23 protein-coding genes are annotated in these 22,529 nt (G+C 65.2%); 9 read left to right on the forward strand and 14 right to left on the reverse strand.

All coding sequences use genetic code 11. The features are described from left to right. Positions 1–28: 28 nt before the first annotated feature. The 5 genes from KIT02_RS16255 to KIT02_RS16275 form a co-directional block, all read right to left on the reverse strand. Positions 29–202, reverse strand: coding sequence for a hypothetical protein (locus KIT02_RS16255; protein WP_297580098.1), 174 nt, complete (start codon positions 200–202; stop codon positions 29–31). A gap of 152 nt (positions 203–354) precedes the next feature. Then, entirely contained in the window at positions 355–663 is a 309-nt protein-coding gene (locus KIT02_RS16260) for a hypothetical protein (protein WP_297580100.1), read from the reverse strand. A 15-nt stretch (positions 664–678) separates the two neighbouring features. After that, complete coding sequence (locus KIT02_RS16265) at positions 679–3,147, reverse strand: extracellular solute-binding protein (protein WP_297580102.1); 2,469 nt, start codon at positions 3,145–3,147, stop codon at positions 679–681. A 6-nt stretch (positions 3,148–3,153) separates the two neighbouring features. Beyond that, positions 3,154–3,822 (reverse strand): response regulator transcription factor, encoded by a 669-nt coding sequence (locus tag KIT02_RS16270; RefSeq protein WP_297580104.1) that lies wholly within the window; start codon positions 3,820–3,822, stop codon positions 3,154–3,156. A gap of 78 nt (positions 3,823–3,900) precedes the next feature. Next, positions 3,901–4,059, reverse strand: coding sequence for a hypothetical protein (locus KIT02_RS16275; RefSeq protein WP_297580106.1), 159 nt, complete (start codon positions 4,057–4,059; stop codon positions 3,901–3,903). 210 nt (positions 4,060–4,269) lie between these two features. Between KIT02_RS16275 and uxaC the strand changes: the two genes are divergently transcribed. The 3 genes from uxaC to KIT02_RS16290 all read left to right on the forward strand — a co-directional run bounded on the left by uxaC (position 4,270) and on the right by KIT02_RS16290 (position 7,263). Then, a complete protein-coding gene (gene uxaC / locus KIT02_RS16280; RefSeq protein ID WP_297580108.1) occupies positions 4,270–5,688 on the forward strand; it encodes a glucuronate isomerase in 1,419 nt (472 codons plus the stop codon). A gap of 219 nt (positions 5,689–5,907) precedes the next feature. Next, complete coding sequence (locus tag KIT02_RS16285; protein ID WP_297580110.1) at positions 5,908–6,759, forward strand: aminoglycoside phosphotransferase family protein; 852 nt, start codon at positions 5,908–5,910, stop codon at positions 6,757–6,759. Positions 6,760–6,762: 3 nt separating this feature from the next. Then, positions 6,763–7,263 (forward strand): CAP domain-containing protein, encoded by a 501-nt coding sequence (locus KIT02_RS16290; protein ID WP_297580112.1) that lies wholly within the window; start codon positions 6,763–6,765, stop codon positions 7,261–7,263. 120 nt (positions 7,264–7,383) lie between these two features. Here the strand turns inward: KIT02_RS16290 and KIT02_RS16295 are convergent, their stop codons facing one another. Genes KIT02_RS16295 through KIT02_RS16310 form a run of 4 tightly spaced genes read right to left on the reverse strand, consistent with a single transcriptional unit; the run spans position 7,384 to position 9,941 of the window. Then, a complete protein-coding gene (locus KIT02_RS16295; protein WP_297585378.1) occupies positions 7,384–8,112 on the reverse strand; it encodes a TlyA family RNA methyltransferase in 729 nt (242 codons plus the stop codon). 20 nt (positions 8,113–8,132) lie between these two features. Continuing rightward, positions 8,133–8,732, reverse strand: a complete 600-nt coding sequence (locus KIT02_RS16300; RefSeq protein WP_297580114.1) for an SCO family protein — start codon at positions 8,730–8,732, stop codon at positions 8,133–8,135. A gap of 5 nt (positions 8,733–8,737) precedes the next feature. Beyond that, positions 8,738–8,989 (reverse strand): exodeoxyribonuclease VII small subunit, encoded by a 252-nt coding sequence (locus tag KIT02_RS16305; protein WP_297580116.1) that lies wholly within the window; start codon positions 8,987–8,989, stop codon positions 8,738–8,740. Positions 8,990–9,014: 25 nt separating this feature from the next. Beyond that, positions 9,015–9,941, reverse strand: a complete 927-nt coding sequence (locus KIT02_RS16310; protein WP_297580118.1) for a histone deacetylase family protein — start codon at positions 9,939–9,941, stop codon at positions 9,015–9,017. A 64-nt stretch (positions 9,942–10,005) separates the two neighbouring features. Between KIT02_RS16310 and KIT02_RS16315 the strand changes: the two genes are divergently transcribed. After that, the gene (locus KIT02_RS16315; RefSeq protein ID WP_297580119.1) at positions 10,006–10,944 is read left to right on the forward strand and encodes an L-threonylcarbamoyladenylate synthase; all 939 of its coding nucleotides are present in this window, start codon (positions 10,006–10,008) and stop codon (positions 10,942–10,944) included. A gap of 92 nt (positions 10,945–11,036) precedes the next feature. Here KIT02_RS16315 and KIT02_RS16320 read toward each other — a convergent pair whose 3' ends face one another. Then, positions 11,037–11,987 carry a DnaJ C-terminal domain-containing protein gene (locus tag KIT02_RS16320; protein ID WP_297580121.1) on the reverse strand — a complete coding sequence of 317 codons (951 nt, stop codon included), beginning with the start codon at positions 11,985–11,987 and terminating at the stop codon, positions 11,037–11,039. Positions 11,988–12,100: 113 nt separating this feature from the next. On the opposite strand from KIT02_RS16320, the gene pdxH reads away from it, so the two are divergent. The 4 genes from pdxH to KIT02_RS16340 all read left to right on the forward strand — a co-directional run bounded on the left by pdxH (position 12,101) and on the right by KIT02_RS16340 (position 16,039). Beyond that, positions 12,101–12,730, forward strand: a complete 630-nt coding sequence (gene pdxH, locus KIT02_RS16325; RefSeq protein ID WP_297580123.1) for a pyridoxamine 5'-phosphate oxidase — start codon at positions 12,101–12,103, stop codon at positions 12,728–12,730. Between the two features lie 51 nt (positions 12,731–12,781). Next, complete coding sequence (locus KIT02_RS16330) at positions 12,782–13,990, forward strand: DUF898 family protein (protein ID WP_297580125.1); 1,209 nt, start codon at positions 12,782–12,784, stop codon at positions 13,988–13,990. Continuing rightward, on the forward strand, positions 13,990–15,105 hold the full coding sequence (locus tag KIT02_RS16335) for a M48 family metallopeptidase (protein WP_297580127.1): 1,116 nt from the start codon (positions 13,990–13,992) through the stop codon (positions 15,103–15,105). The genes KIT02_RS16330 and KIT02_RS16335 overlap by 1 nt, the downstream gene beginning before the upstream one ends. A 91-nt stretch (positions 15,106–15,196) precedes the next feature. Continuing rightward, on the forward strand, positions 15,197–16,039 hold the full coding sequence (locus tag KIT02_RS16340) for a DUF1499 domain-containing protein (protein WP_297580129.1): 843 nt from the start codon (positions 15,197–15,199) through the stop codon (positions 16,037–16,039). Positions 16,040–16,192: 153 nt separating this feature from the next. Here KIT02_RS16340 and glpK read toward each other — a convergent pair whose 3' ends face one another. After that, the gene (glpK, locus tag KIT02_RS16345) at positions 16,193–17,680 is read right to left on the reverse strand and encodes a glycerol kinase GlpK (RefSeq protein ID WP_297580131.1); all 1,488 of its coding nucleotides are present in this window, start codon (positions 17,678–17,680) and stop codon (positions 16,193–16,195) included. Between the two features lie 154 nt (positions 17,681–17,834). Further along, positions 17,835–19,319, reverse strand: coding sequence for a glycerol-3-phosphate dehydrogenase (glpD, locus tag KIT02_RS16350; RefSeq protein WP_297580133.1), 1,485 nt, complete (start codon positions 19,317–19,319; stop codon positions 17,835–17,837). 164 nt (positions 19,320–19,483) lie between these two features. On the opposite strand from glpD, the gene KIT02_RS16355 reads away from it, so the two are divergent. Next, positions 19,484–20,419 carry an AEC family transporter gene (locus KIT02_RS16355; protein WP_297580135.1) on the forward strand — a complete coding sequence of 312 codons (936 nt, stop codon included), beginning with the start codon at positions 19,484–19,486 and terminating at the stop codon, positions 20,417–20,419. A gap of 261 nt (positions 20,420–20,680) precedes the next feature. Here KIT02_RS16355 and KIT02_RS16360 read toward each other — a convergent pair whose 3' ends face one another. Both KIT02_RS16360 and KIT02_RS16365 read right to left on the reverse strand, forming a co-directional pair. Then, the gene (locus KIT02_RS16360) at positions 20,681–21,487 is read right to left on the reverse strand and encodes a transglutaminase domain-containing protein (RefSeq protein ID WP_297580137.1); all 807 of its coding nucleotides are present in this window, start codon (positions 21,485–21,487) and stop codon (positions 20,681–20,683) included. Position 21,488: 1 nt separating this feature from the next. After that, the gene (locus tag KIT02_RS16365; protein WP_297580139.1) at positions 21,489–22,439 is read right to left on the reverse strand and encodes an alpha-E domain-containing protein; all 951 of its coding nucleotides are present in this window, start codon (positions 22,437–22,439) and stop codon (positions 21,489–21,491) included. Positions 22,440–22,529: the final 90 nt, after the last annotated feature.

The raw sequence follows: 22,529 nt of genomic DNA on the forward strand, positions 1-22,529 counted from the left end.
ACTTCTAATGGGTCTGCGAGCCAGCGGCTCAGATCTTGCCGATCGAGCGGAAGCTGACGGGGTCGATACCCAGGTTCTTGAGGTGCTTGTCCTTGGGCGCCCGGCCTGCATCAACTGCCGACGACACGGCAGCAGCGCTGCCGAATACGGTGGCAAAGGTATCCAGGGTCGCAAAGAACTTGTTCTTGCGGGGGGTGCTCATCTGACAATCCTCTTTTTGGAACCCGGGGACATCCCGGCTCGCTTCCATGACACCTAGATGGGCCCATGGCTGCGCTTGCGGTAGGGGCCGATTGCTCACCCCAGCCATGCGCTCAGCGCGAAACTTGTCCTGCGGTCATCCCCTCATGCCGATTAGGCATCGCTGTAGAGCCGCGCCTCGGCAACGCATTGTGCCTTGGTATTGGTGAACCGGAGCGTCACGACGAAGCCCAGCCTCTTGCCGTCGACTTCGACATATCCCTCCGCCGCGCCGACCTTGCCGTGGCTGATGGCGGCTTGGATGGTCACGGCCACCGCCTCCGGCCATGGCCAGTCGGGCGCGCTTGCGCCCGTGTCCAGCTTGCCGGACAGATCGGCGCCCCGCGCCAGGTCCACCGCAAAGTCCTCGACAAAGGCGTTTTTCGGCGAGTTTCCGCAGGCGCCGGATCGGGTGACTTTCATGGCGATGACTTCCAGCTATTTGGGCGAGACGATTTCCTGCCAGGTGTCGAGAAACCGCTGGCGCCTCAGCGTATCGAGCGCCACCAACAGGCCCGGACCCAGCGGAATGGGCTGGATGACCCCGCGACCGCGTCCGGCAATGGCTTCGCTCGTCCACTCGCCCTCCGTTCCCGGCACCACCGCACCCAGCGCCGCCGGCCCCGCGGCGATCGCCTGGCCCGCCGGCGAAAGGGCAAAGTCGACGAATTCCCGGGCCAGGTCCGGGCTGCCGCTGTCGCGCGGGATCAGCATGGAGCGGGTCAGCACGAGCACATAATCGTCCGGCACCACGATCTCGATCGGCGCGCCCTCGGCCTGGCGAGAAAAGGCATAGGATCCCAGGACGTTGAAGCCCAGCGCCAGGCTGCCATCGGCAACCCCGTTGAGAATGGCCGGGCTGGAGCCAGAAAACTGCGCATTGACGCGGCCAAAGGCAGTCGCAAGCCGCCAGAAGGTCGAGGAAATCGTCTGGTCCTGCGCCGCCAGCAGGTAACCCACGCCCGACAGGCCGATGTCATAGGTGGCAATCTTGCCGCGAAAGCGCTCGGTCTGGGTTTCCAGCAGCTCCGCCAGCGTCAGGTGCGTGCGCGGCACCTCATCGTCGGCCACCAGGTCGCGATTGTAAATGATGACGGCCGGTTCGAACGTGAAGCCGAAGACCTCGTTGCGCCAATGCGCCCAGTCGGGCAGGGCGGGCAGGTAGGGGCTGTCATAGGCGAGGGCATGGCCATCATTGGCCAGTTTCAACTGCAGGTCCGAGGCGGAACTGATCATCAGGTCCGGCGCCACGTCCAGCGTGCCCTCGAGATAGCCGCGGTAGAGCGGCAGCGAGTCCCATTCCTCATAATGCACCGAGACATCCGGTCGTACCCGCTGGAAGGCCGCGATGAAGGGCGCAAAGAGCGGCGTATCGGTGGTGCCCAGAATGGTGAGGTCCTGGCCGGTGTCCGCCTGTGGCGCCGGAAAATCGGTGACGATCTGCGCCTGGGCATCGCCGGGCATGCCAAACATGGCGAGCGTTGCCGCCGCCGCCAGCGTGACCAGCGCAGCCGGTTGCGCGCCCGCCTGGCGCCGTAATTGCGGCAGGGCCACCTCGACACTGAGCCCGCCGCCGGGCCGGTCTTTCAGCGCCATCTCGCCGCGATGGGCGCTCACCACGCGGGCCACGATGGAGAGGCCCAGCCCCGATCCGGCCGTGCCACTGCTCTGACGGCCCCGCTTGAACCGTTCCATGACCACCGGCTTTTCCGCTGCCTCGATGCCCGGGCCCCTGTCGCTCACGGTCATCACCAGCCTTGTTGCTTGCACCGATCCTTCTATGTCCACCGGACCCTCCGAATAGACCAGCGCATTGTCGACGAGGTTGCGCACCATTTCCCGCAGCGCGACGCGGTCGCCGCGCACGGAAGGCTGCGAAAATCCTGCCGGCAGGCTGACGTGCACGCGGCTGGCCTGGTCGGGGTCGAGCCTCTGGCGGACGTCCTCGATGATCGAGCCGAGGCTCGTGGTCTCGATTTCCTGGTTGTCGAGCCGGTGCGAAATCGTGGCTTCCATGAGCAGTTGGCTGACCAATTGGCTGGCCTGCACCGCCTGCACATGGATGCGGCCGACCCGTCGCCGCAAGGCCTCGGGGTCCTGTTCGTCCATGGCCACTTCGGCCTGCGCTCGCATCGAAGCCAGGGGCGTGCGCACCTCATGGGCGGCCTCGGCCACGAGGCCACTCACCCGCTCCATGGCATTGCGCAGCCGCCCCATGAAACCGTTGAGCGCCGCGACCAGGTGATCGACCTCGGCCGGCACCGGCACACTCACCGGCGACAGATCGTCCGGGGCCCGGGCCCTCAGATCATGTTCCAGCTCCGTCAGCGGCGCGAACATGCGCGAAATGCCGAACCAGACGAGGCCAATGGCGAGCAGCGTCAGCGCCACCACCGGCAGCACGGCGTTCGAGAGGATTTCCCCGGCCAGCGCCTCGCGCTGGTTCTGCGTCTCGGCGACATGGATGGTGACCCAACCGGTATCGCTCGGGGTCGAGATCAGGCGCCCGACGCTGGCGACCCGAACCACTTCGCCGCGATAGTTGACGTCAGTGAAGCTGGGATCGCCGGAAATCGTCTCCGGCATCTGCGCCGCCAGGTCCTCATAGCCGGTCACGGTGCGCGCATCGGGGTCTTCGACGGCATAGAATACCCGGTCCTGCCCAGAAAACATGGCGAAGGCGGCAAAGGGTATTTCGACCACCACCGCCTCGTTTTCCACCTGCACGGCGCCGGCAATGGTCAAGGCCGAAGCGGCCAGCAGGCGGTCGAAGGCGCGGTCGGCGGCGCGCTCGGCATAGTCGCGGATGAACACGATCAGCACCACCGATGCTGCCAGCAACAGGGCCATGGCGAGAACGAAAATGCGGCGGCGGATCGAAAAGGACGGGCGGGCCGGAGGCGTCACGGTCTGCTACTCTTGCTCGCGCACCACATAGCCGACCCCGCGCACCGTGCCGATTTCGACATTGGAGGCTTCCAGTTTCTTGCGCAGCCGGCTGATGTGGAGTTCGAGCGCATTGATCGAGACGTTCTCGTCGAAATTGAACAGCTGGTTCATCAGCCGTTCCTTGGCCACCACCTTGCCGGCCTGAACCACCAGGATTTCGAGCAGGCGGAATTCGCGCCGGCCCAGTTCGAGCGCCTTGCCATTGACGGCCGCATTGAGGCCGGCCAGGTCGAGTTCGAGATTGCCCACCCCAACCGTGCTCGAAGCCTGCCCGCCGGTGCGGCGGAGCAGGGCCCGCAACCGCGCTTCGAGTTCACGCAGGTCGAACGGCTTGACCAGGTAGTCGTCCGCGCCCAGGTCCAGCAGGCTGACCTTGTCGTCGATTTCCGAGCGGGCTGTGATCACCAGGATCGGCGCGCTGAACTTGCGCTTGCGCAGTTCGGCGATCAGGCCGATGCCATCCCGGTTGGGCAGCATCAGATCGAGCGCCACCGCGTCGAAGGTGTCGGCAAGGGCGGTGGCAATGACATCGGTGCCATCGCGAACCCATTCCACCGAATGACCGGCGCTGCGCAGGCGTTTTTCGATCGCCTCGCCCAGGTCTTCATTGTCTTCTACCAGCAGAATGCGCATCGGCTCTCCCTCGGGCGCCGACACTAAGCCATCTGGCCTCTCAGCAAAACTGCCGGGGGGCCGGATTGAACCAAATTTCTAGAGAATGCGCGAAAGGAATGTACCGGCCACCACGATGACCCCGACGCTGGCCAGGCTCGCCGCGATCAGCATCATCTGGGCCCGCCTTACATGCGCATTGGCGCCAAGCGGGCTGGCGGCAGTCTTGTCGGGGAAGCGGAAATCGAGCAGTGCCAAGGTAACCTCCACAGCCTCCATCCTCTCGGATGGTTCGTGTCCGGGCAGCCGCCTTGACTGAGCTGTTCTCACCCTGAGACCAGCATAATCCAGCCCAATGAGAAGCCGAATGACAGCCTGTAAACGCGGTTAATTTGCATCAAATGCCATCCATTCTCATCTTGTATGGAAGATATTGAATCGGCGCGCGGAACATGGCACAAAGCCGCCATGACCCAGCCAGCCCATCTGCATCCAGAGCGTCTTTTCCCCGCATCCGAACCGGCGCGGTCCATCGCGCGCGAGCTCTATCCCCTGGTTCGCGACCTGCCCATCGTCAGCCCCCACGGCCATACCGATCCGGCCTGGTTTGCGCAGAACGAGCGGTTCTCGACGCCGACCGCCCTGTTCCTGACGCCGGACCACTACGTACTGCGCATGCTGCGCAGCCGCGGCATCAGCTACGATGCGCTGGCCATTCCCCGCAAGGATGGCGGAAAAATCGAGACCGACGGCCGCGCTGCCTGGCGCCTCTTTGCCGCCAATTACCACCTTTTTGCCGGCACCCCCTCCAAGACCTGGGTAGATCATTCGCTCCATGCCGTCTTCGGCATCACCGAGGAACTGTCGGCGGTCACCGCCGACGCCATTTACGACGCCATCGATGCCAAATTAGGCACACCCGACCTATTGCCGCGCGCCATGCTTGATCGCTTCAAGGTCGAGGTGATCACCACCACCGAATTTGCCCTCGATGCCCTGCCGCACCATCATTCCATGGAGGCCGATGGCTATCTGGGGCGCGTGCGCACCACCTATCGGCCCGATGACGTGACCAATCCCGAGCGCGCCGGCTGGATCGACCGCATCCGCGAATTTGCTGATCTGACGGGCGAGGACGTGACCCGCTGGGACGGGCTGATGAATGCCCATCGCAAGCGCCGCGAATTTTTCCGCCGTTTCGGCGCCGTCGCCACCGACCACGGCGTGCCCACCGCACAGACGGCCGACCTGGCCCCGGTCGAAAAGCAGGCCCTGCTGGACCGGCTGATGGGCGGCCAATACAGCCCCGAGGACGCCGATCTGTTCCGCGCACAGATGATGACCGAAATGGCCATGCTGGCGGTCGAGGATGGCCTGGTCATGCAGTTGCATGCCGGCGCCCGCCGCAATACCGATCCGCAGCTTCTGGCCGAGCGGGGCGCCGATCTCGGCGCCGATATTCCCAGCCGCGTCAATTATGTCGATGGCCTGCAGCCGCTGTTGGCGCGCTACGGCAATGAGCCGAACCTGCGCCTCATCATGTTCACTCTCGACGAGACCAATTATGCGCGCGAGCTGGCGCCCATGGCCGGGTTCTGGCCGAGCCTGCTCATCGGCCCGCCCTGGTGGTTCCACGATAGCCCGCAGGGCATCCGCCGCTATCTCGACCAGGTTGTCGAAACCGCCGGCTTCTACAATCTCGCCGGCTTCAACGACGATACCCGCGCACTGCTTTCCATTCCCGCCCGCCACGACGTCTGGCGGCGCGAGGTCTGTGGTTTCCTCGGCCGGTGGGTCGGCGAAAACCGGCTGAGCAGGCGTTCCGCCGAGGAAATCGCCCGGCACCTCAGCTACCAGGCCGCCAAGGACGCCTACCGAATCAAGTGAACGGATGCCGTTCCAACCGCAAATGTCACCCCGGCGAAGGCCGGGGTCCATGTCCGGCTGTCTGGTTGCGCGACGACGGAAATTGTCCCGTCAAACTGGATCGTCGCGCGGCGGCATCTGGTGTCCATAAGCGCGTGCAACACCACAGTTTCATCACCTTCTCGCGCCATTCCCCACAGAACCGTCGAATCGCTTCCCGGCTTCTGCTCTAATGGCGCCATGATGAATCAGTCTCCCGTCGAAACGGCGCTCAGCCGCGCCCTCATCCGCTGGTCGCTGACCAAGTCCACGCCGGTGGCGGAAACGCCGCGCAGCTGGATATTCCGGGTCGAGCAGAACGGCCGCAATTTTGCGGCCCTCAAGATCCTCAAGCCGGTCGTTGCCGAGGAGGAGGGCAGGGGCTCGCGCCTCCTGCAATGGTATGGCGGTGATGGCGCCGCCACCGTTTTCGACATGCACGGCGATACCATTTTCATGGAATGGCTCGATGGCGGCACCCTGGGCGATCCGGTGCGGGCCGGGCGTGACGACGAAGGCACCATCGCCCTGGCCTCGGTGATTGCGAGCCTGCATCGGCCCCGCGAGGGCGAATTGCCCGAACTGCAGCCTTTGCGCGAGCGTTTCCAGCCTCTGTTCGATACCGATGTGCGCGCCTGGCCGCATACGGCCCGCGATCTTTATGCGCGCGCCTCCGGCATTGCCCTCAAGCTCTTCGACCGCCCCACCGCGCAGGTGCCCCTGCATGGCGATCTGCATCATGACAATGTTCTGAGTTCCGATCGGGGCTGGCTGGCCATCGACCCCAAGGGCCTGCTGGGCGACCCCAGCTACGACCTGGCCAATATCTTCATCAATCCGGTCCGGGCCAACAACATGGCCGCCGATCCGCAGCGCATTGCCGCGCGCGCCGATATCCTGAGCCAGCGGCTCGGTTACCCGCGCAAGCGCATGTTGGGCTGGGCGGCCGCTCATGCCGCGCTGGCCGCCTGCTGGGAACTGGCCGACGAACAACCGATCACCGCCCTCCTGGCCTGCCTGCCCAATCTCCTCAGCGCTTACGATCAGGCCTAGTCCATGTCCCACCCTTCGCGCCGTGCCGTCCTCGTCCTCGGTGCCGCCGCGCTGCTCTCGGCCTGCTCGGCAACCATTCCGCCGCTCCCCGCCAGCGATGGCCGTCCGGAAAATCTCTCCCGCGAACAGATCGCCACCGCCATCAACGCGGTGCGCAGGGCCAATGGCGCGCCGGCCTGGTCCTATAATCCGCAGCTGGAGGCCGCCGCCCGGTCCCAGGCCCGGCTCATGGCCTCAAAGGACACCTTGAGCCACGATCTGGGCACCACCCTGCGCGAGCGGGTGACGGCGGCCGGCTATGGTGGCGCGGTGGGCGAAAACGTCGCCAAGGGCTATCAGAACCTGCCGCATGTCATCGAGGGCTGGCTCGGCTCACAGGGCCATCGCAATACGCTGCTGTCCCCGAAATTTACCGAGTTTGGCCTGGCTGTCGCCCGCACCAGCTCGGGCAAGCTCTACTGGGCGCTGATCGCCGGCGGTTCATTCCAGGCCTGGGTCAACTAGCCGCGAGCCATCACATCGCACCGCCCCGCCGGCTCCATCGCCCCCTCTCCCCTCAGGGGAGAGGGACGGGGTGAGGGGTGAAAGCCCCTCAGTCACTACAATTCTGGCCGCAAGCTCAGGTCATGCCAAACCAGAGTTCGCAACTCGCCCAAAGACCAGCACCGTTTCGACATTGCCGTCGCCCCCGGCAATAGGCGAGGTCACGGCCTTCCTGAGAGCAAATCCCTCCGCGGCCATGAAGGCGATGACATCCTCACGCGCCCGCATGCTGGCGTCGGCATCGCTGACAATACCGCCCTTGCCGACAAAGTCCCGGCCCACCTCGAATTGCGGCTTGAACAGCACCACCGCCTCCGCCGCCGGACCGCACAGCGCCAGCGGCGCTTTCAAGACCTTGGTGACCGACACGAAGCTGATATCGGACACCAGAAGGTCGACCGCTTCGGCAATGATGGCGCGATCGAGGTCTCGCGCATTGGTGCCCTCGAGGCTGATGACGCGCTCGTTCTGGCGCAGGCTCTGGTGCAATTGGTCGTGCCCGACATCCACCGCATAGACCTTGGCCGCGCCGCGCTCCAGCAGCACCTGGGTAAAGCCACCGGTCGAGGAGCCCACATCCAGGCACACCCGCCCCGCGACGTCGATGGCTCCGGCATCGAGCCCGGCAATAAGCTTCAGCGCCGCCCGCGAGACATAGCCAGCGGCAGGGTCGGCCAGTGTCAGGCTGTCCTCTGCGCTCACCATCTGGTTTGGCTTGCGCGCCGGCATGCCATTGACGCTCACCGTGCCGCGCAGGATGGCGTCGCGGGCCCGGGCGCGGCTCGGCATCAGGCCCTTTTGCTCCAGCATCAGGTCCAGCCGGATACGGCTCACCCCTCGACCAGCCTTTTGACCTTCGCCAACGCCGTCTCGCTGGCCTCTTCATAGGCGATGGTGCCCTGGAATGTGCCATCGGCTCGGATCAGGAAGGTGAGGGCGGTATGGTCGACGAGGTAGAACTCGCTGTCCACGTCACCAGACTTTTCCGAGAACACGCCGAACGCGGCCTTGGCGGCATCGGTCTGGGCCGTGTCGCCGACCAGCCCGATAATGCTGGGGTCAAACCCCTCGACATAGGCTTTGACCGCTTCGAGCGTGTCGCGCTCCGGGTCGACGGTCACGAAGATGATGCGCAGGTCCTCTGCATCCAGCCCCAGTTGCGCGCGCCAGGCCGTGGTTTCGGCCAGCGTCGTCGGGCAGACATCGGGGCAGAAGGTAAAGCCGAAGAAGATCAGGCTTGGCTTACCCACCAGGTCGCGCTGCGTAAACGTCCCGCCCTGGGTCGAGGCCAGGGCAAATTCCTGCCCGGTGACGCCCAGCGGCCGCTGCGGCGGGCGAAAGGCATAGAGCGCGGTGGCGCCGATGGCGGCCACCACCACCAGCGCCCAGAGGACGATGCGAAAATTGCGCAGGGCTTTGCTTGCGGCCATCGGGACTAGTTCGCGTCCAGCGGTTCGGTGCCGGTGGCCTTGCCGTCGCGGCTCAGCGTGATCTTTTCGATCCGGGCTTCCGCCGTCTTGAGCAGCATTTCGCAATGTGCCTTCAGCGCTTCGCCGCGCTCATAGATGGCGATGGATTCGGCCAGCGGCGCCCGCCCGCTTTCCAGCTTCTGCACGATCTGTTCGAGTTGCTCCAGCGCTGCCTCGAAGCTCAGCGATTTCACGTCATCTTGTGCAGTTTCGGCCATGCGTCGCCTCGTCCGGAATAGTGTTTCAGCCGTTGAGCAGTCTGGCCACGTGGTGCCGCGCGCCGCTCGCCAGGCCCCTGAGGTCATAGCCACCTTCGAGCAGGGACACAATGCGGTTGGCGCAACAGCGCCCGGCCACGTCCATCAACTTCCCGGTGACCCAGGCAAAGTCGGCGTCGACCCATTCCAATTGCGCCAGCGGGTCGCGATGATGGGCGTCGAACCCGGCCGAAATCAGCAGCAGATCGGGCGAAAAGCGCTCCAGCGCCGGCAGGATGAGATCGTCATAGGCCGCGCGCATGGCCTCGCCGCCGCTATGAGCGGGCAGGGCGGCGTTGACGATATTGCCGACCCCGGTCTCGCTCGGATCGCCCGTACCGGGATAAAGCGGCATCTGGTGGCTCGAGGCATAAAAAACGTTTGGATCGTCCTTGAAAATGTCCTGCGTGCCATTGCCGTGATGCACGTCGAAATCGACGATGGCCACCCGCTCGGCGCCATATTTGCGCTGGGCCTCGCGCGCCACCACCGCAATCGTATTGACCAGGCAAAAGCCCATCGGCGTGGCGGCTTCGGCATGGTGCCCCGGCGGGCGGATGGCGCAAAAGGCATTGTCCGCTTCCCCGAGCAGCACCGCATCGAGCCCGGCCAGGGCCCCGCCGAGCCCGGTGGCCACTACTTCCAGCGATCCATCGGAGATAAAGGTATCGCCGTCGATCTGTCCGATGCCCTCGGCGGGCCGGGCGTCGCGCAGACGCGCCATATAGCTGGCATCGTGGACCAGTTCGGCCAGGGTAATGTCGCCAAAAGGTGCATTGCGGCGGAGCAGGCGATCAAAATCGCCGCCACGCAATCCGTCCTCGACCGCCCGGATGCGATCGGCCCGCTCGGGGTGACCCTGCGGCGTCTGGTGATCGGCAAAATTGGTCTGGCTGACCAGGAGCGTCGTCACGGGCAGTTCTCCGCCTTCCTCGTTCCGTCTTGACGCGGGCCGGGCCTGTTGTCAAACACCGCCCATGACCGCGCCCCAAGCCATGACCATCGACGATGCCGCCACGCTGCTGCGGGCCGGCAGGCTCGTGGCCTTCCCTACCGAGACCGTTTACGGGCTGGGGGCAGACGCCACCAATCCCGATGCGGTGCTGTCGATTTACGAAACCAAGGGCCGTCCGCGCTTCAATCCGCTCATCGTCCATTGCGCCGATCTTGCCATGGCCGAACGATTGGCCGACGTTCCGGACCTGGCCCGGCGCCTGGCCGAACGCTTCTGGCCCGGCCCCCTCAGCATCGTCCTGCCGTTGCGCCCCGGCCATGGCCTTGCCGATATTGCCACCGCCGGGCTCGATACCGTGGCCCTGCGGGTGCCCGATCATCCTCTGGCTCAGGCGCTGCTGCGTGCCACCGGTCGTCCGTTGGCCGCGCCGTCGGCCAATCCATCGGGCAAACTGTCACCCACCACGGCCGAGCAGGTTCGGCGTGGATTTTCCGGCGCCGTGCCGGTGCTCGACGGGGGGCCATGCCGGGCAGGGGTGGAATCCACCATCATCGCCATCCATGGCACGCAGCTCGTCCAACTGCGCGCCGGGGCCGTGCCGCGCGAAGAAATCGCCCTTGCCATGAGCATGGATGTGGCCCAGGCCGAGGCCGATGCGGAGATCGCCGCTCCCGGCATGTTGCTGAGCCACTATGCGCCCAATGCCCGGCTGCGGCTCGATACGACGCCCATGCCGGGCGAAGCCTATCTCGCCTTCGGTACACCGGCCCCGCACAACAGCCACATGCGCAACCTGTCCGAAACCGGCGACCTGCGCGAAGCGGCCCGCAATCTCTTTGCCATGCTGCATGAGCTGGATGCCACCGACACCCCGATGATCGCCGTCGCCCCCATTCCCGAAACCGGTCTCGGCGAAGCCATCAACGACCGCCTCCGCCGCGCCGCCGCCCCGCGAACCTAGCGTGTTTCACCGCGAACCATGTTAACGGCCCCCTCGCCCCTCCGGGGAGAGGGCCGGGGTGAGGGGTGAAAGCCACAGGCTACGGCCGAAAATCAGTCCCGCACCGGATAAGGCTTCTGGTCGCGCATGAATCGCGCCAGCGCTTCGAGGTCGGCATCCCCGCCCGGTGGCAACACCACGCGGACATTGACGTAGAGATCGCCCTCGCCATAGAGGCCCTTGCCCTTGAGGCGCAGCGCCTTGGCCGTATCGACGCCGGGCGGCAGGTTCAGTTCCACCGGCCCATCGAGTGTCGGCACGCGCACCTTGGCACCCAGCACCGCCTCATAGAGGGTCACCGGCACGTCGGTGCGGATATCCTGCCCGTCGCGGCGGAAGCTTTTCGATTTCTCGAACTTCACCGTCACCAGCGCGTCGCCCGGCTCGCCGAACGGGCCCGGCGAACCCTGGCCCTTGAGCCGGATCTGCTGGCCTTCCTGCACCTTGTCGGGCAGCTTGACATTGAGCACCTTGCCGCTGGGCATCCGCACCGGCACCGAGGCGGCCTTGTGGGCGTCCTCGAGCGATACCGCGACATTGACGACGATATCCTCGCCCTTGCCCGCGCGCGCGCTGGCCCCGGCGCCACCTGCCGCGGTCCCGGCAAAGGGGTCCCATTGGGCCCCGCCAGTGCTGCGCGCACCGCCGCGTGGTTGTCCGCCAAACCCGCTCATGAATTCCTTGAGGATATCCTCGGCCGAGAACCCGCCCGCCCCGGCTCCGGGCCGCGCGCCCCGGCTCGCCCCGCCAAAGCCGCCATTGCCGAAACCGGCAAAACGCGGATTGCCCTCGGCGTCGATTTCGCCGCGGTCGAATTGCCCGCGCTTTTCGGCGTCGTTGAGCAGGTCATAGGCATGGGTCGCCTCGGCAAACTTGCCGTGCGCCGTGGGGTCGTCAGGGTTCTGGTCCGGGTGGTACTTCTTGGCCAGCTTGCGATAGGCGGACTTGATGTCCTTTTCGCTTGCGGACCGCGACACCCCGAGGACGGTGTAAGGATCGTGCATTAGGGTCCAGTCTTGGTCGTGGGGCGTTGCTCACGCCCATTTTCTGTTCCTATATGGCCACGCACCCCCGCATTGTCCAGTTTGTGGGGGAACCACACGCAGGAATATTGTTCATGCTGCAGACGCTGACCGAACGGCTTTTCGATGATGGCGACCGCACCGGGCTCGATCCCTTCGCCGTGTTCGAGGAATGGTTCGCCCTGGCGCAGGCGGCCGAGCCCAACGATCCCCATGCCATGGCGCTGGCCAGCGTCGATGAGACCGGCCTGCCCGATGTCCGCATGGTTCTGCTCAATCGCCGCGACGAACGGGGCGTCTGCTTCTTCACCAACTTCGAGAGCGACAAGGGGCGTCAGCTGCTGGCCAATCCCCAGGCGGCCATGGTCATGCACTGGAAGAGCCTGCGCCGCCAGGTGCGCATGCGAGGCCCGCTCGAACGGGTCAGCGAGGCCGAAGCCGACGCCTATTTTGCTTCCCGCGCCAAGGGCAGCCGCATTGCCTCGGCGACCTCCAGGCAATCCCGGCCACTGGCCAGCCGCCAGCAGATGATGGACGAGGTCGCGACATTGACCGCCATGGTCGGGGATGGCGACATGGCGCGGCCGCCGCATTGGTCGGGCTTCCGCATCGTGCCCACCAGTATCGAATTCTGGAAGGACGGCGAATTTCGCCTGCACGACCGCGTCCGCTTCACCCGCGCCAGCCCCACCGACGCCTGGGTGAGTACGCGGCTATACCCCTAGTCCTTCCCAAGCGCCGGGGCCTGCCCTAAAAACGAGGGCAATGGGGGCGGCATGCAGCAGGTTGGTTCCGTCGAGGATCGGGTGACGTTTTCCGGCGCGCGCTGGCAGTTCGCGGCGCTGCTGCTGCCCGGTTATGCGCTCATGGTGCCGACCCTGGGGCTCAATCGCTTCTGGCTGACCACGGCCAAGCGGCGGTTCCTGTGGGGCAATACCATCATTGGCGGCGACGCCCTGGAATATACCGGCGAGGCCCGGCAATTGCTGCTCGGCTTCCTCATGGCGCTGGCCGTCTTCATTCCGGTCTATGGCCTGTTCTTCTATCTCTCCACCCAAACCGGGGCGACGGTCGTGATCGGCTATGGCGCCGTTGCCGTCCTCGTCTGGTTCCTCCATGGCTATGCGCTCTACCGGGCGCGCGATTTCCGGCTTTCCCGCACCCTGTGGCGCGGCATTCGCTTCGATCAGGCCGGCAATGCCTGGGCCTATGCCCTACGCCGCTTCCTGTGGTCCGTGCTCAATGTGGTGACGCTTGGCCTCGCCTATCCGTTCATGGCCGCCAATTTGTGGTCTTACCGCTATCGCCACACCTGGTATGGCGATCGCAGTTTCGGCTTTACCGGCTCCTGGAAACAGCTCGCCTTGCCCTATTATCCGGTCTGGCTGGTCATGGGGATTGTCATCATTGCTGCCGCCGTCGTCGCCAACGAATACGAGCTTTACGAACGCCCGCTCGAAGCCGATCCCGCAGCCTTCATGTGGCTGGCCATACACGGCCTCTTCGGCACGATCCTCGTCACGCTCTATCGCTGCATCGAAATGACGCGCCTGTTTTCGGCAGTCACGCTCGGCGGCGCGCGACTGCGGCTTTCGGTTTCGCCATTCCACCTCTTCGGCCAGTTCCTGGCCTTTGGCCTCGCTCTCTTCTGCCTCTACCTGCTGCTGGCGCTGGGCGGTGTCCTCGTGCTGGGCCTCGTCGCCGGCGAAGCCTTTGCCGGGGGCGGCTTTGATCTCAACATTCTCATGGGCTCGATGCAGTCGAGCCTGCTGGCCCTGCTTGCCATCATCGCCGGCTACCTGTTGCTGTTCGGGGCCTTCGCCCTGGTCAATGAAGTGGTTCTCGGCTTCGGCTTCTGGACGCTCCTGGCGCGCGGCGCGACGCTGGTGGGGCTCGAAACGCTCGACAATGTCCATGCCCGCGACGAGGATCGCGCCCTGGCCGGCGAAGGCCTTGCCGATGCGCTTAATGTGGGGGGGTATTGATGACCATACCCGCCCGCTATCACGATGGCCTCGTTTCGAGCGTCCACTCCGTCGCGCTCTCCCATATCGGGCAGGGCGGTTCCGGCCTGCTTGTACTCAGCGCGCCAACCGGTGCCGAAATGGCCCGCTTCGATGATCAGTCCCTCTACCTCGTCCCCTCCCGCGCCAATGAAATGCGGCTGGGTATCACCGGCCAGTCCGACGGGGCCCGCATCGTCGTCACCGGGCGTGAGGATATCGCCCGCATTCGTGCCACCATTCCCAATCTGGCCCGGCGCCACCAGCATGAGCGTGGCCGCCAGGTGCGCCTTGCGGCCTTGTCCACAATGGCACTGGCCTCGGTGATCGCCGCCTATCTCTTCGGCATTCCGCTCATCGCCTCGCGCCTGGTGCAACTGGTGCCCCCGGCCTGGGAAAGCGCCATCGGCGCCACCGTTTCGGGCCAGCTGGAAGCCAGCCTCGGCGGGGAGACGGGCCTGCCGGCCTGTGATCCGGACCCAGATAGCCTCGCCAACCGGGCCATTGCCCGCTTCGCCGCCGAGGCCATGGCCGGCGCCGGCACGCCTTTCGCCCCGCGCGTTACCGTGGTGCGCTCCGACATTCCCAATGCCTTTGCCGTTCCCGGCGGCAATGTCTATTTCTTCTCCGCGCTTCTGGATGCAGCGGAAAGCCCGGATGAATTTGCCGGTGTGCTGGCGCATGAACTGGGTCACGTCGCTCACCGCCACGGCATGGAGCAATTGGTGTCTACCGCCGGAACCGGGGCTCTGGTGGGGTTCATTCTCGGTGACATGACCGGGATTTCGGTCGCCGCCAGCCTTGGCGCCACCATTATCGATGCCCGCTTCTCGCGCGAGGCCGAAAAGCAGGCCGACCGGTTCGCGGCTGGAGTCGCCCAGCGTCTTGATTTCGAGCCCTGGGCACTGGCCGAACTGATCGGCCGGGTGGGCGAGGATACCGACTATTCCCGCGCCATGGCGCTGCTCAGCACCCATCCGCTCACCAATGACCGGCGCGTGGCCCTGACCGATCTGGGCCAGAACCGGCCCAGCGGCCTCGAGCCGCCATTTGCGCCCGCCGAATGGGCCGCCATCCAATCCATGTGCGACATCTGACCCCGCGAAAATCCCGGCCCATGCTCCTTTGTTCAAACAAGCGAAAGACCTTGCCTCTAAGGTTCGCCAGGATTCCGGAGTTGCAAGCTTCGTGCGTGTACTGATCAAGACCTCGAAATGGGCCATTTGGGCCCGTCGCCTGGGCAGCCTGGCACTGCCTTTGGTGGTGATTCCGGTCTTCATGCACCGGCAGGGCCTGGTCGAGTCGCCGGTATTTCTCGTTCTTGCCGCCTTTGCCGCTGCCATTGCCGGCCTCTCCGTGCTCTGTGCCATGGTGGCGCTCGTGCGCCTCTGGCATACGGGCGACCAGGGCTGGGGCAGGGCGCTGCTCGGCCTTTTGCTGGGCCTCATCTGCCTCGCCCCGTTCTGCTGGTACGGCTACCTCGCCTGGCGCTATCCTCCGGTCACCGACATGGCCACGGTAGAGCGCGGAGACCTGCCGCTGGTCTTTGAGCCAGACACCATCGCCATGCCCCCGCCGCGCCTGATTGCGCCCGACGAACAGGCCGAGCAGTTTCCAAATGTGACCACCCGTACTTACCCGCTCGACGTTATCCAGCTCTTTGCGCTGGTCGATCGGCAGGTGCGCGACAATGGCTGGGATGTGCGCCTGCGCTCCGAGCCGCTCGATTATGGCCAGACCGGCCGCATCAATGCGCGCATCCTCACCCTGCCGGGCTGGCGCGAAGAGGCTGTTCTGCGGGTCGAGCCCGTGGCCGGCGGCACCAAAGTCGACATGCGCTCGGCTTCGATCAACGCACCGCACGATTTCGGCTCCAACGGCAATCGCATCAGCGATTTCCTCGTCGCCCTCGATGCCGGGGTCACCACCTTCATGCGCGACAACCCCAATATCAACGAGCCCGTGCCGGTCGAAGACGAACCAAGCCCCGAAGTCCAGACCGGAGACGGCGCCGGCACCGAAGGCGATTAGCCCGCGCCACGTGGGCGGTGACGTCAGGCCCCCGCCCCCCGAGTCATTCCCGCGAAAGCGGGAACCTCTGGTTCGACCAAAAGGCAGTCACCAGAGCTTCTCCATCACCCTCTCGATGCGTGCAAACCGGCACCCTGGCCCCCGGCGCCGACCCTACCGCGTCAACGTCCGCTGCACGGCCTCGTCCCATCCGGCAATCTTGGACTTGCGCAGCTTGGCCGCCATGTCCGGCTCAAAGCGCGTGTCGCGGGCCCACGCCTTGGCAAACCCCGCCTGTTTGGGCCACAGCCCCGCCTTCATCCCGGCCAGCCAGGCCGCGCCCAGCGCAGTGGTCTCCAGAATTGTCGGCCGGTCCACCGGCGCGTCGAGAATGTCGGCAAGAAACTGCATGGTCCAGTCCGAGGCCACCATGCCGCCATCCACGCGCAGCACCGTGTCACCGCCGCCCTTCCAGTCCTTCTGCATGGCGCTGAGCAGGTCGCGCGTCTGGTAGCATACCGCCTCCAGCGCCGCCCGGGCGATCTCTGCCGGTCCGGTATTGCGCGTCAGCCCATAAATGGCGCCGCGTGCCTCCGCATCCCACCAGGGCGCGCCGAGGCCCACAAAGGCCGGCACCATGTAAACATGCTGGCTGGGATCGGCCTTGAGCGCCAGCGGCCCGGTCTCGCTGGCCTCTTTGACCAGTTTCAGCCCGTCGCGAATCCACTGCACCGCCGCCCCGGCGATGAAGATCGAGCCCTCCAGAGCATATGTGGTCTCCCCGTTGAGCCGATAGGCAATGGTGGTGAGCAGCCGGTTCTTGGAGCGCACCATGTCGGCGCCGGTATTGAGCAGGGCAAAACACCCCGTGCCATAGGTGGATTTGAGCATGCCCGGCTCAAAACAGGCCTGGCCGATGGTCGCGGCATGCTGGTCTCCGGCGACGCCCAGAATGGGGATCGGGGCACCGAACAGGCTCTCTTCGGCCATACCGAAATCGTCGGCGCAATCCCTGACTTCGGGCAGCAGGGCCATGGGCACGTCGAGGAGGGCGCAGAGCTGCTTGTCCCACTGGTTCTTGCCGATATCGAACAGCAGGGTGCGCCCGGCATTGGTGGCATCGGTGGCGTGAACCGTGCCGCCGGTCAGCCGCCAGATGAGAAAACTGTCTATGGTGCCGAAAGCCAGCTCACCCTTTTCCGCCCGGCGGCGCGCGCCCTTGACCTTGTCGAGCAGCCACTTGACCTTGGTGCCGGAGAAATAGGGGTCGAGCAGCAATCCGGTCTTGCGCGTCACCAGCTTTTCATGGCCCGCCTTCTTGAGCTGTGCGCAGAGTGCGGCGGTCCGCCGGTCCTGCCAGACAATGGCATTGTGAATGGGTTTTCCCGTGGCGCGGTCCCAGATGACCACCGTTTCGCGCTGGTTGGTAATGCCGATGGCGGCCACGTCACTCGCTTTGGCGCCGGCCTCCTTGAGTGCCTTCCTGACCGACCAGACCACCGAGTCCCAGATTTCCTCCGGGTCATGCTCCACCCAGCCGTCCTGCGGAAAATGCTGGGTGAATTCCTTCTGTCCCACGCCCGCAATGGCCCGCTTGTCGTCGAACAGGATGGCCCGGCTCGACGTCGTGCCCTGGTCGATGGCCAGAATGAACTTGCTCATGCGTGTCTCCTCGCGAGCTCTGCGGCTCTTTCGTCTCCCTCCCCCTTGTGGGGAGCGATCAAGGGCTGGGGGCGTCACACGCACCAGGCGTTCGGCCCCACCACACCCTAACCCTCCCCATCGAGGAGAGGGAATGTCCTTTCGTGCAGGCGGGCTATTGCTTGCGGCTGTCCAAATACGCCTCCAGCCGCGCAACATCCTCCGCCCCGACGCGCAGGCCCAGCTTGGTGCGCCGCCACAAGATGTCTTGTGCCGTCCGAGCCCATTCCTCGGCAACCAGATAATCAACTTCGGCGGCATAGAGATTGGCGCCGAAATGCTGGCCGAGGTCTTCGTCGCTGCCTCGCTCGCCCAGGATAGTCCGCGCCCTGGTGCCATAAAGCCGCATCAGCCTGCGCAGCAGGCCCGCCGGCATGTCGGGGTAATCCATGCCCAGCCGGCGCAGTTCCGCGTCAAAGCTCTTCACGCCGAAATCGCCGCCGGGCAGGGTGCTCTTGGCCGTCCAGGCCGCCCCCTTCTTGCCCAGCACACCCTCGATTTTTTCCAGCACCGACTCGGCCAGGCGGCGCGACGTGGTCAGCTTGCCGCCGAATACATTGATGGCGACACCGGTGGCCACTTCCCCGTCCTGCTTGAGCACATAGTCCCGCGTTGCCTCCTGCGCAGCGCTGGCGCCGTCATCGAACAGCGGCCGCACACCCGAATAGGTCCACACGATCTCATCGCGCGTCACCGGCCGGGCGAAATATTCGCTCGCGGCCGACAGCAGATAGTCGGTTTCCTCCTCGGTGATCGCCACATCCTTGGGGTCGCCGTGATAATCGCGATCGGTGGTGCCGATCAGGGTGAAATCGTCCTGATAGGGAATGGCGAAGAAGATCCGGCCGTCACTGTTTTGGAAGAAGTAGCATCGGTCATGGTCGAACAGCTTGCGCACCACGATATGGCTGCCCTGGACCAGCCGCACATGGTGCCGCCCCCGTTCGCCCATCACGCCGTTGATCACCGCGTCCACCCAGGGCCCGCCGGCATTGACCAGCAGTTTCGCCCGCACCTCCTGCTGGCCGCCCTCGCCGTCGAGCGCAATGCGCCAGCCGCCGTCCTCGCGGCGCGCGGAAACAACCTTGGTGCGGACATGGATGCTCGCACCCCGGTCGGCGGCGTCGCGGGCATTGAGCACCACGAACCGCGCATCGTCGACCCAACAGTCCGAATATTCGAATGCCAGCCGGTATCCCGGCTTCAATGGCTGCCCGGCCGGATCGCGGGTCAGGTCCAGTGTCTTGGTCGGCGGCAGGAGGCGCCGTCCGCCCATATGGTCGTACATGGCCAGGCCCGCCCGCAGCACCATGGCCGGGCGCAAGCCCTTGTGATGCGGCAGCACGAACCGCAGCGGCCAGATGATATGGGGCGCCGCGCTCCACAGGATTTCCCGCTCGGCCAGCGCTTCGTGCACCAGGCGGAATTCATAATGTTCGAGATAGCGCAGGCCGCCATGGATCAGCTTGGTCGCGGCCGAACTCGTGCCCGAGGCCAGGTCGTTCATCTCCGCCAGCCCCACCGAATAGCCGCGCCCCGCGGCATCGCGGGCAATGCTGGCGCCGTTGATGCCGCCGCCAATGACGAAAATGTCCAGCATATGTCCCCGCTCGATGCTCGATTATGGTTCGTTTATACGACATATGGTTTCGTTTTGTAACAACCATATTTCGTTCTTGTGCAGTCCGCTGGCGCCGATTGACCCCGTAGCCCATCAGGTCTAGGTCAACGGAACAGTTCACGTGTGGCCCAGGTTCCCGGCCTATGCTCTCCATCCTTGCCGTTACGGCGCCGATCTTCGCGCTCATCGCCCTGGGCTATCTTGCGGTGCGTTTCGCGCTGTTCCCCGCCGATGGCATCAAGTCGCTGATCGCCTTCGTCAACAATTTCGCCACGCCGTGCCTGTTGTTCTATTCGATCGGCACCAGCGATTTCCGCGCCGCCTTCAACATCGCCATCATCGGCCCCTTCTATCTCGGCGCCTTCGTCTGCTTTGTGCTGGGCATCATCCTTGCCCGCAAGGTCTTCGGCAACCGGCCGGGCGAAGCGGTGTCGGTGGGCTTTGCCGGCACCTTCACCAATACCGTCCTGGTTGGCCTGCCGGTCATGGCGCGCGCCTATGGCGAGGGCGCCTTGCCGGTGACGCTTTCCATCATTGGCCTCCATGGCGCCATCCTGTTGACCCTGGGCATGGTGACCATGGAACTGACCCGCCGCGATGGGCAGCCCCTGGCTAAAACCCTGTTGCTGGCCGGCAAGCGGGTTTTTTCCAATCCCCTGATCTGGGGCATCACGGCCGGCATCGTGGCCTCGCTGGTCAATCTGCAATTGCCCGAACCGGCGCTGGCCTTCTTCCAGATGATGGGCCAGGCGGTGGTCCCGGCGGCGCTGTTCGGCATCGGCGGCGCCCTCAACGAGTTCAAGCTCAGCGAAAACTGGAAACAGGCGCTGGTGGCTTCGCTCATCAAGCTGATCCTGCACCCCTTCATCGCCTACGCGCTGATGATCTGGGTGCTGCATGTCCCCATGGACATCGCCCGCTACGGCATCCTGCTCTCGGCCATGCCGGCCGGCGTCAACATCTATGTCTTCGCCACCTATTACGACCGCGGCGTCAGCGTGGCGACCAACACCATCCTGATCGGCACGGTACTCTCCGCCCTGACCATTTCCGGCTGGCTATTCGTGCTGAGTTTGTGAAGCGCCACGCTGTCACGAGCAACCGATCCATCGGCTCCATCGCCCCCTCGCCCCTCAGGGGAGAGGGATGGGGTGAGGGGTGAATGCCCATCGTCAGGAACACGAGTGTGAACCCCTCATCCGGCGCTTCGCGCCACCTTCTCCCCTCAGGGGAGAAGGGAAACGCTCCGTCGTTTCAGTCCTATCGCGAAGTGGTCTAGAGGCGCTCGGGAGGGGGTATTGAGACCCCAGGACGACCCGGGCCTGAGGCACCTTCGCCCCCTATCCGGCCTTCACCGTCACCGTCTGCACGAGCTCCCCCACCGGCACGGTGCGTAGGGGCGTCGCGCTTTCCCCGTCGAGCCCCACCACCAGCCGCACATGCCGGTCTGTCGGGCACATCTGCAGGGCAGGGTCGAACCCGATCCAGCCGAGCCCCTCGTCATAGGCTTCGGCCCAGGCATGGAGTCCGCCGGCATGGTGCTTGTCCGGCGCCAGGTAGCCGGTGATGAAACGGGCGGGAATATCGAGCGCCCTGGCCGCGCCGACAAACAGGTGCGCATAATCGGCCGGTGGCGGCAGCGCCTCGGCCGGAGCCGCTGCCTGGCTCTGGCTCTGGGCGCCATTGGCCTGCATCTGCGTTTGCGGCTCTGCCGCTTCGGGCAGGCCCAGCGTCTCGCCGACCCGCGCCATCAAGCCGTGCAAGACGTCGAGGCGGCTTTCCTTGGCGGTACGGAACTTGCCATAGACGGTCACCGGCGCCTTGGTGAGGGCGGTGATACGCTTATAGAGCGCCGGCACCGGCTCGCGACCGGGCTTGCCCAGCACGCCATTGATGTCGCTCGTCACCACCACGCCGCGCGCTGCCAGCGTGATATCGCCCTCCGGACGCGCCTGGTTTACCAGATGCACCATATTGCCATAGGCATCGGTGAAGCGCCCGGCATTGCCGATCCCGGCGACTTCCACGCTCCAGCTTTCCACGTTCTGTCCCGGTCCGGTTCCCGGGGTCAGCAGCAGGTGCAGTACCGCCTGCGCCGTTTCCGGCGGCAGCGACAGGGTCAGCGTGTGGTCGATGGCAAGACGCATATCAGTAGAAGTTGTAGCTTTCCGAAAGGGCTTCCGTCACCCGGTTGTTGCGCGCGATGAACTCGGTGAGAAATTCATGCAGCCCGTGGCCGAAGATGGCCTCCATATCGGTGTTCTGCACCATGGACAACAGGCTGTCGGCCGCGTCCTGGCAGTCGGCCTTGCGGCCGTAAAGCCTGCCGAGATTGTCCAGGTTCTGCTTCACGAAATCGGCGCAATGGGCCAGCGAGCGCGGCATTTCGCTGCGCAGGATGAGGAAATCGGCAATGTTCTCCGACTTGTAGCGGTCGTGATAGACGTGCCGGTAGGCCCGGTGCGCAGAGGCGGCCCTGAGGATCAGCGTCCATTGCTGGATGTCGAGATCCCCGCCCACCAGCGTCGCCCGCGGCAGCAGCACGTAATATTTCATGTCGAGGATGCGCGCCGTGTTGTCGGCCCGCTCGACGAAATTGCCCGCCTGCAGGAACGAGAACCCGTCGTCGCGCAGCTTGGTGCCGAGCATGGCGCCACGGAATTCGTGGCTGCGCTGCTTGACCCATTGCAACAGGCCCAGAAGCTTGGCCCCGCGCACGTCGCGCGGCTTGATCTGGGCATAGTCCAGCCACGCCCCGTTCATGCTCTCCCACACATCTGTGGTGATGGCCGTGCGCACCGAGCGGGCATTGGTCCGCGCCGCCTCGAGGCACGAATAGACTGAACTCGGATTGTCCGGATCGAACATCATGTAGCGGGCGACGGTGTCGACATCGGCCACGTCATGCTTGGCGTCAAAGCCCTCGTCGACCTCGGCCGCCTGCATCATCGACACCAGATGCTCGCTGGCCCCGCCCTCGCGGCGGCTGGTCAGCGACATGCGGTAGCCCACCTCGAGCAGCCGCGCCATGTTTTCGGCCCGCTCGACATAGCGGGAAAGCCAGAACAGGTTCTGCGCCGTGCGCCCGAGCATTTTCATGGCGTATTGCCTCCGCTGCAATAGAGCGTGGGGCTCCACCCCACCCTCGATCCCTCCCCATCGAGGGGAGGGAGGCGACGGGGGCTATGC

It is taken from the genome of Devosia sp., assembly GCF_025809055.1.
In the GTDB taxonomy this organism is placed as follows: domain Bacteria; phylum Pseudomonadota; class Alphaproteobacteria; order Rhizobiales; family Devosiaceae; genus Devosia.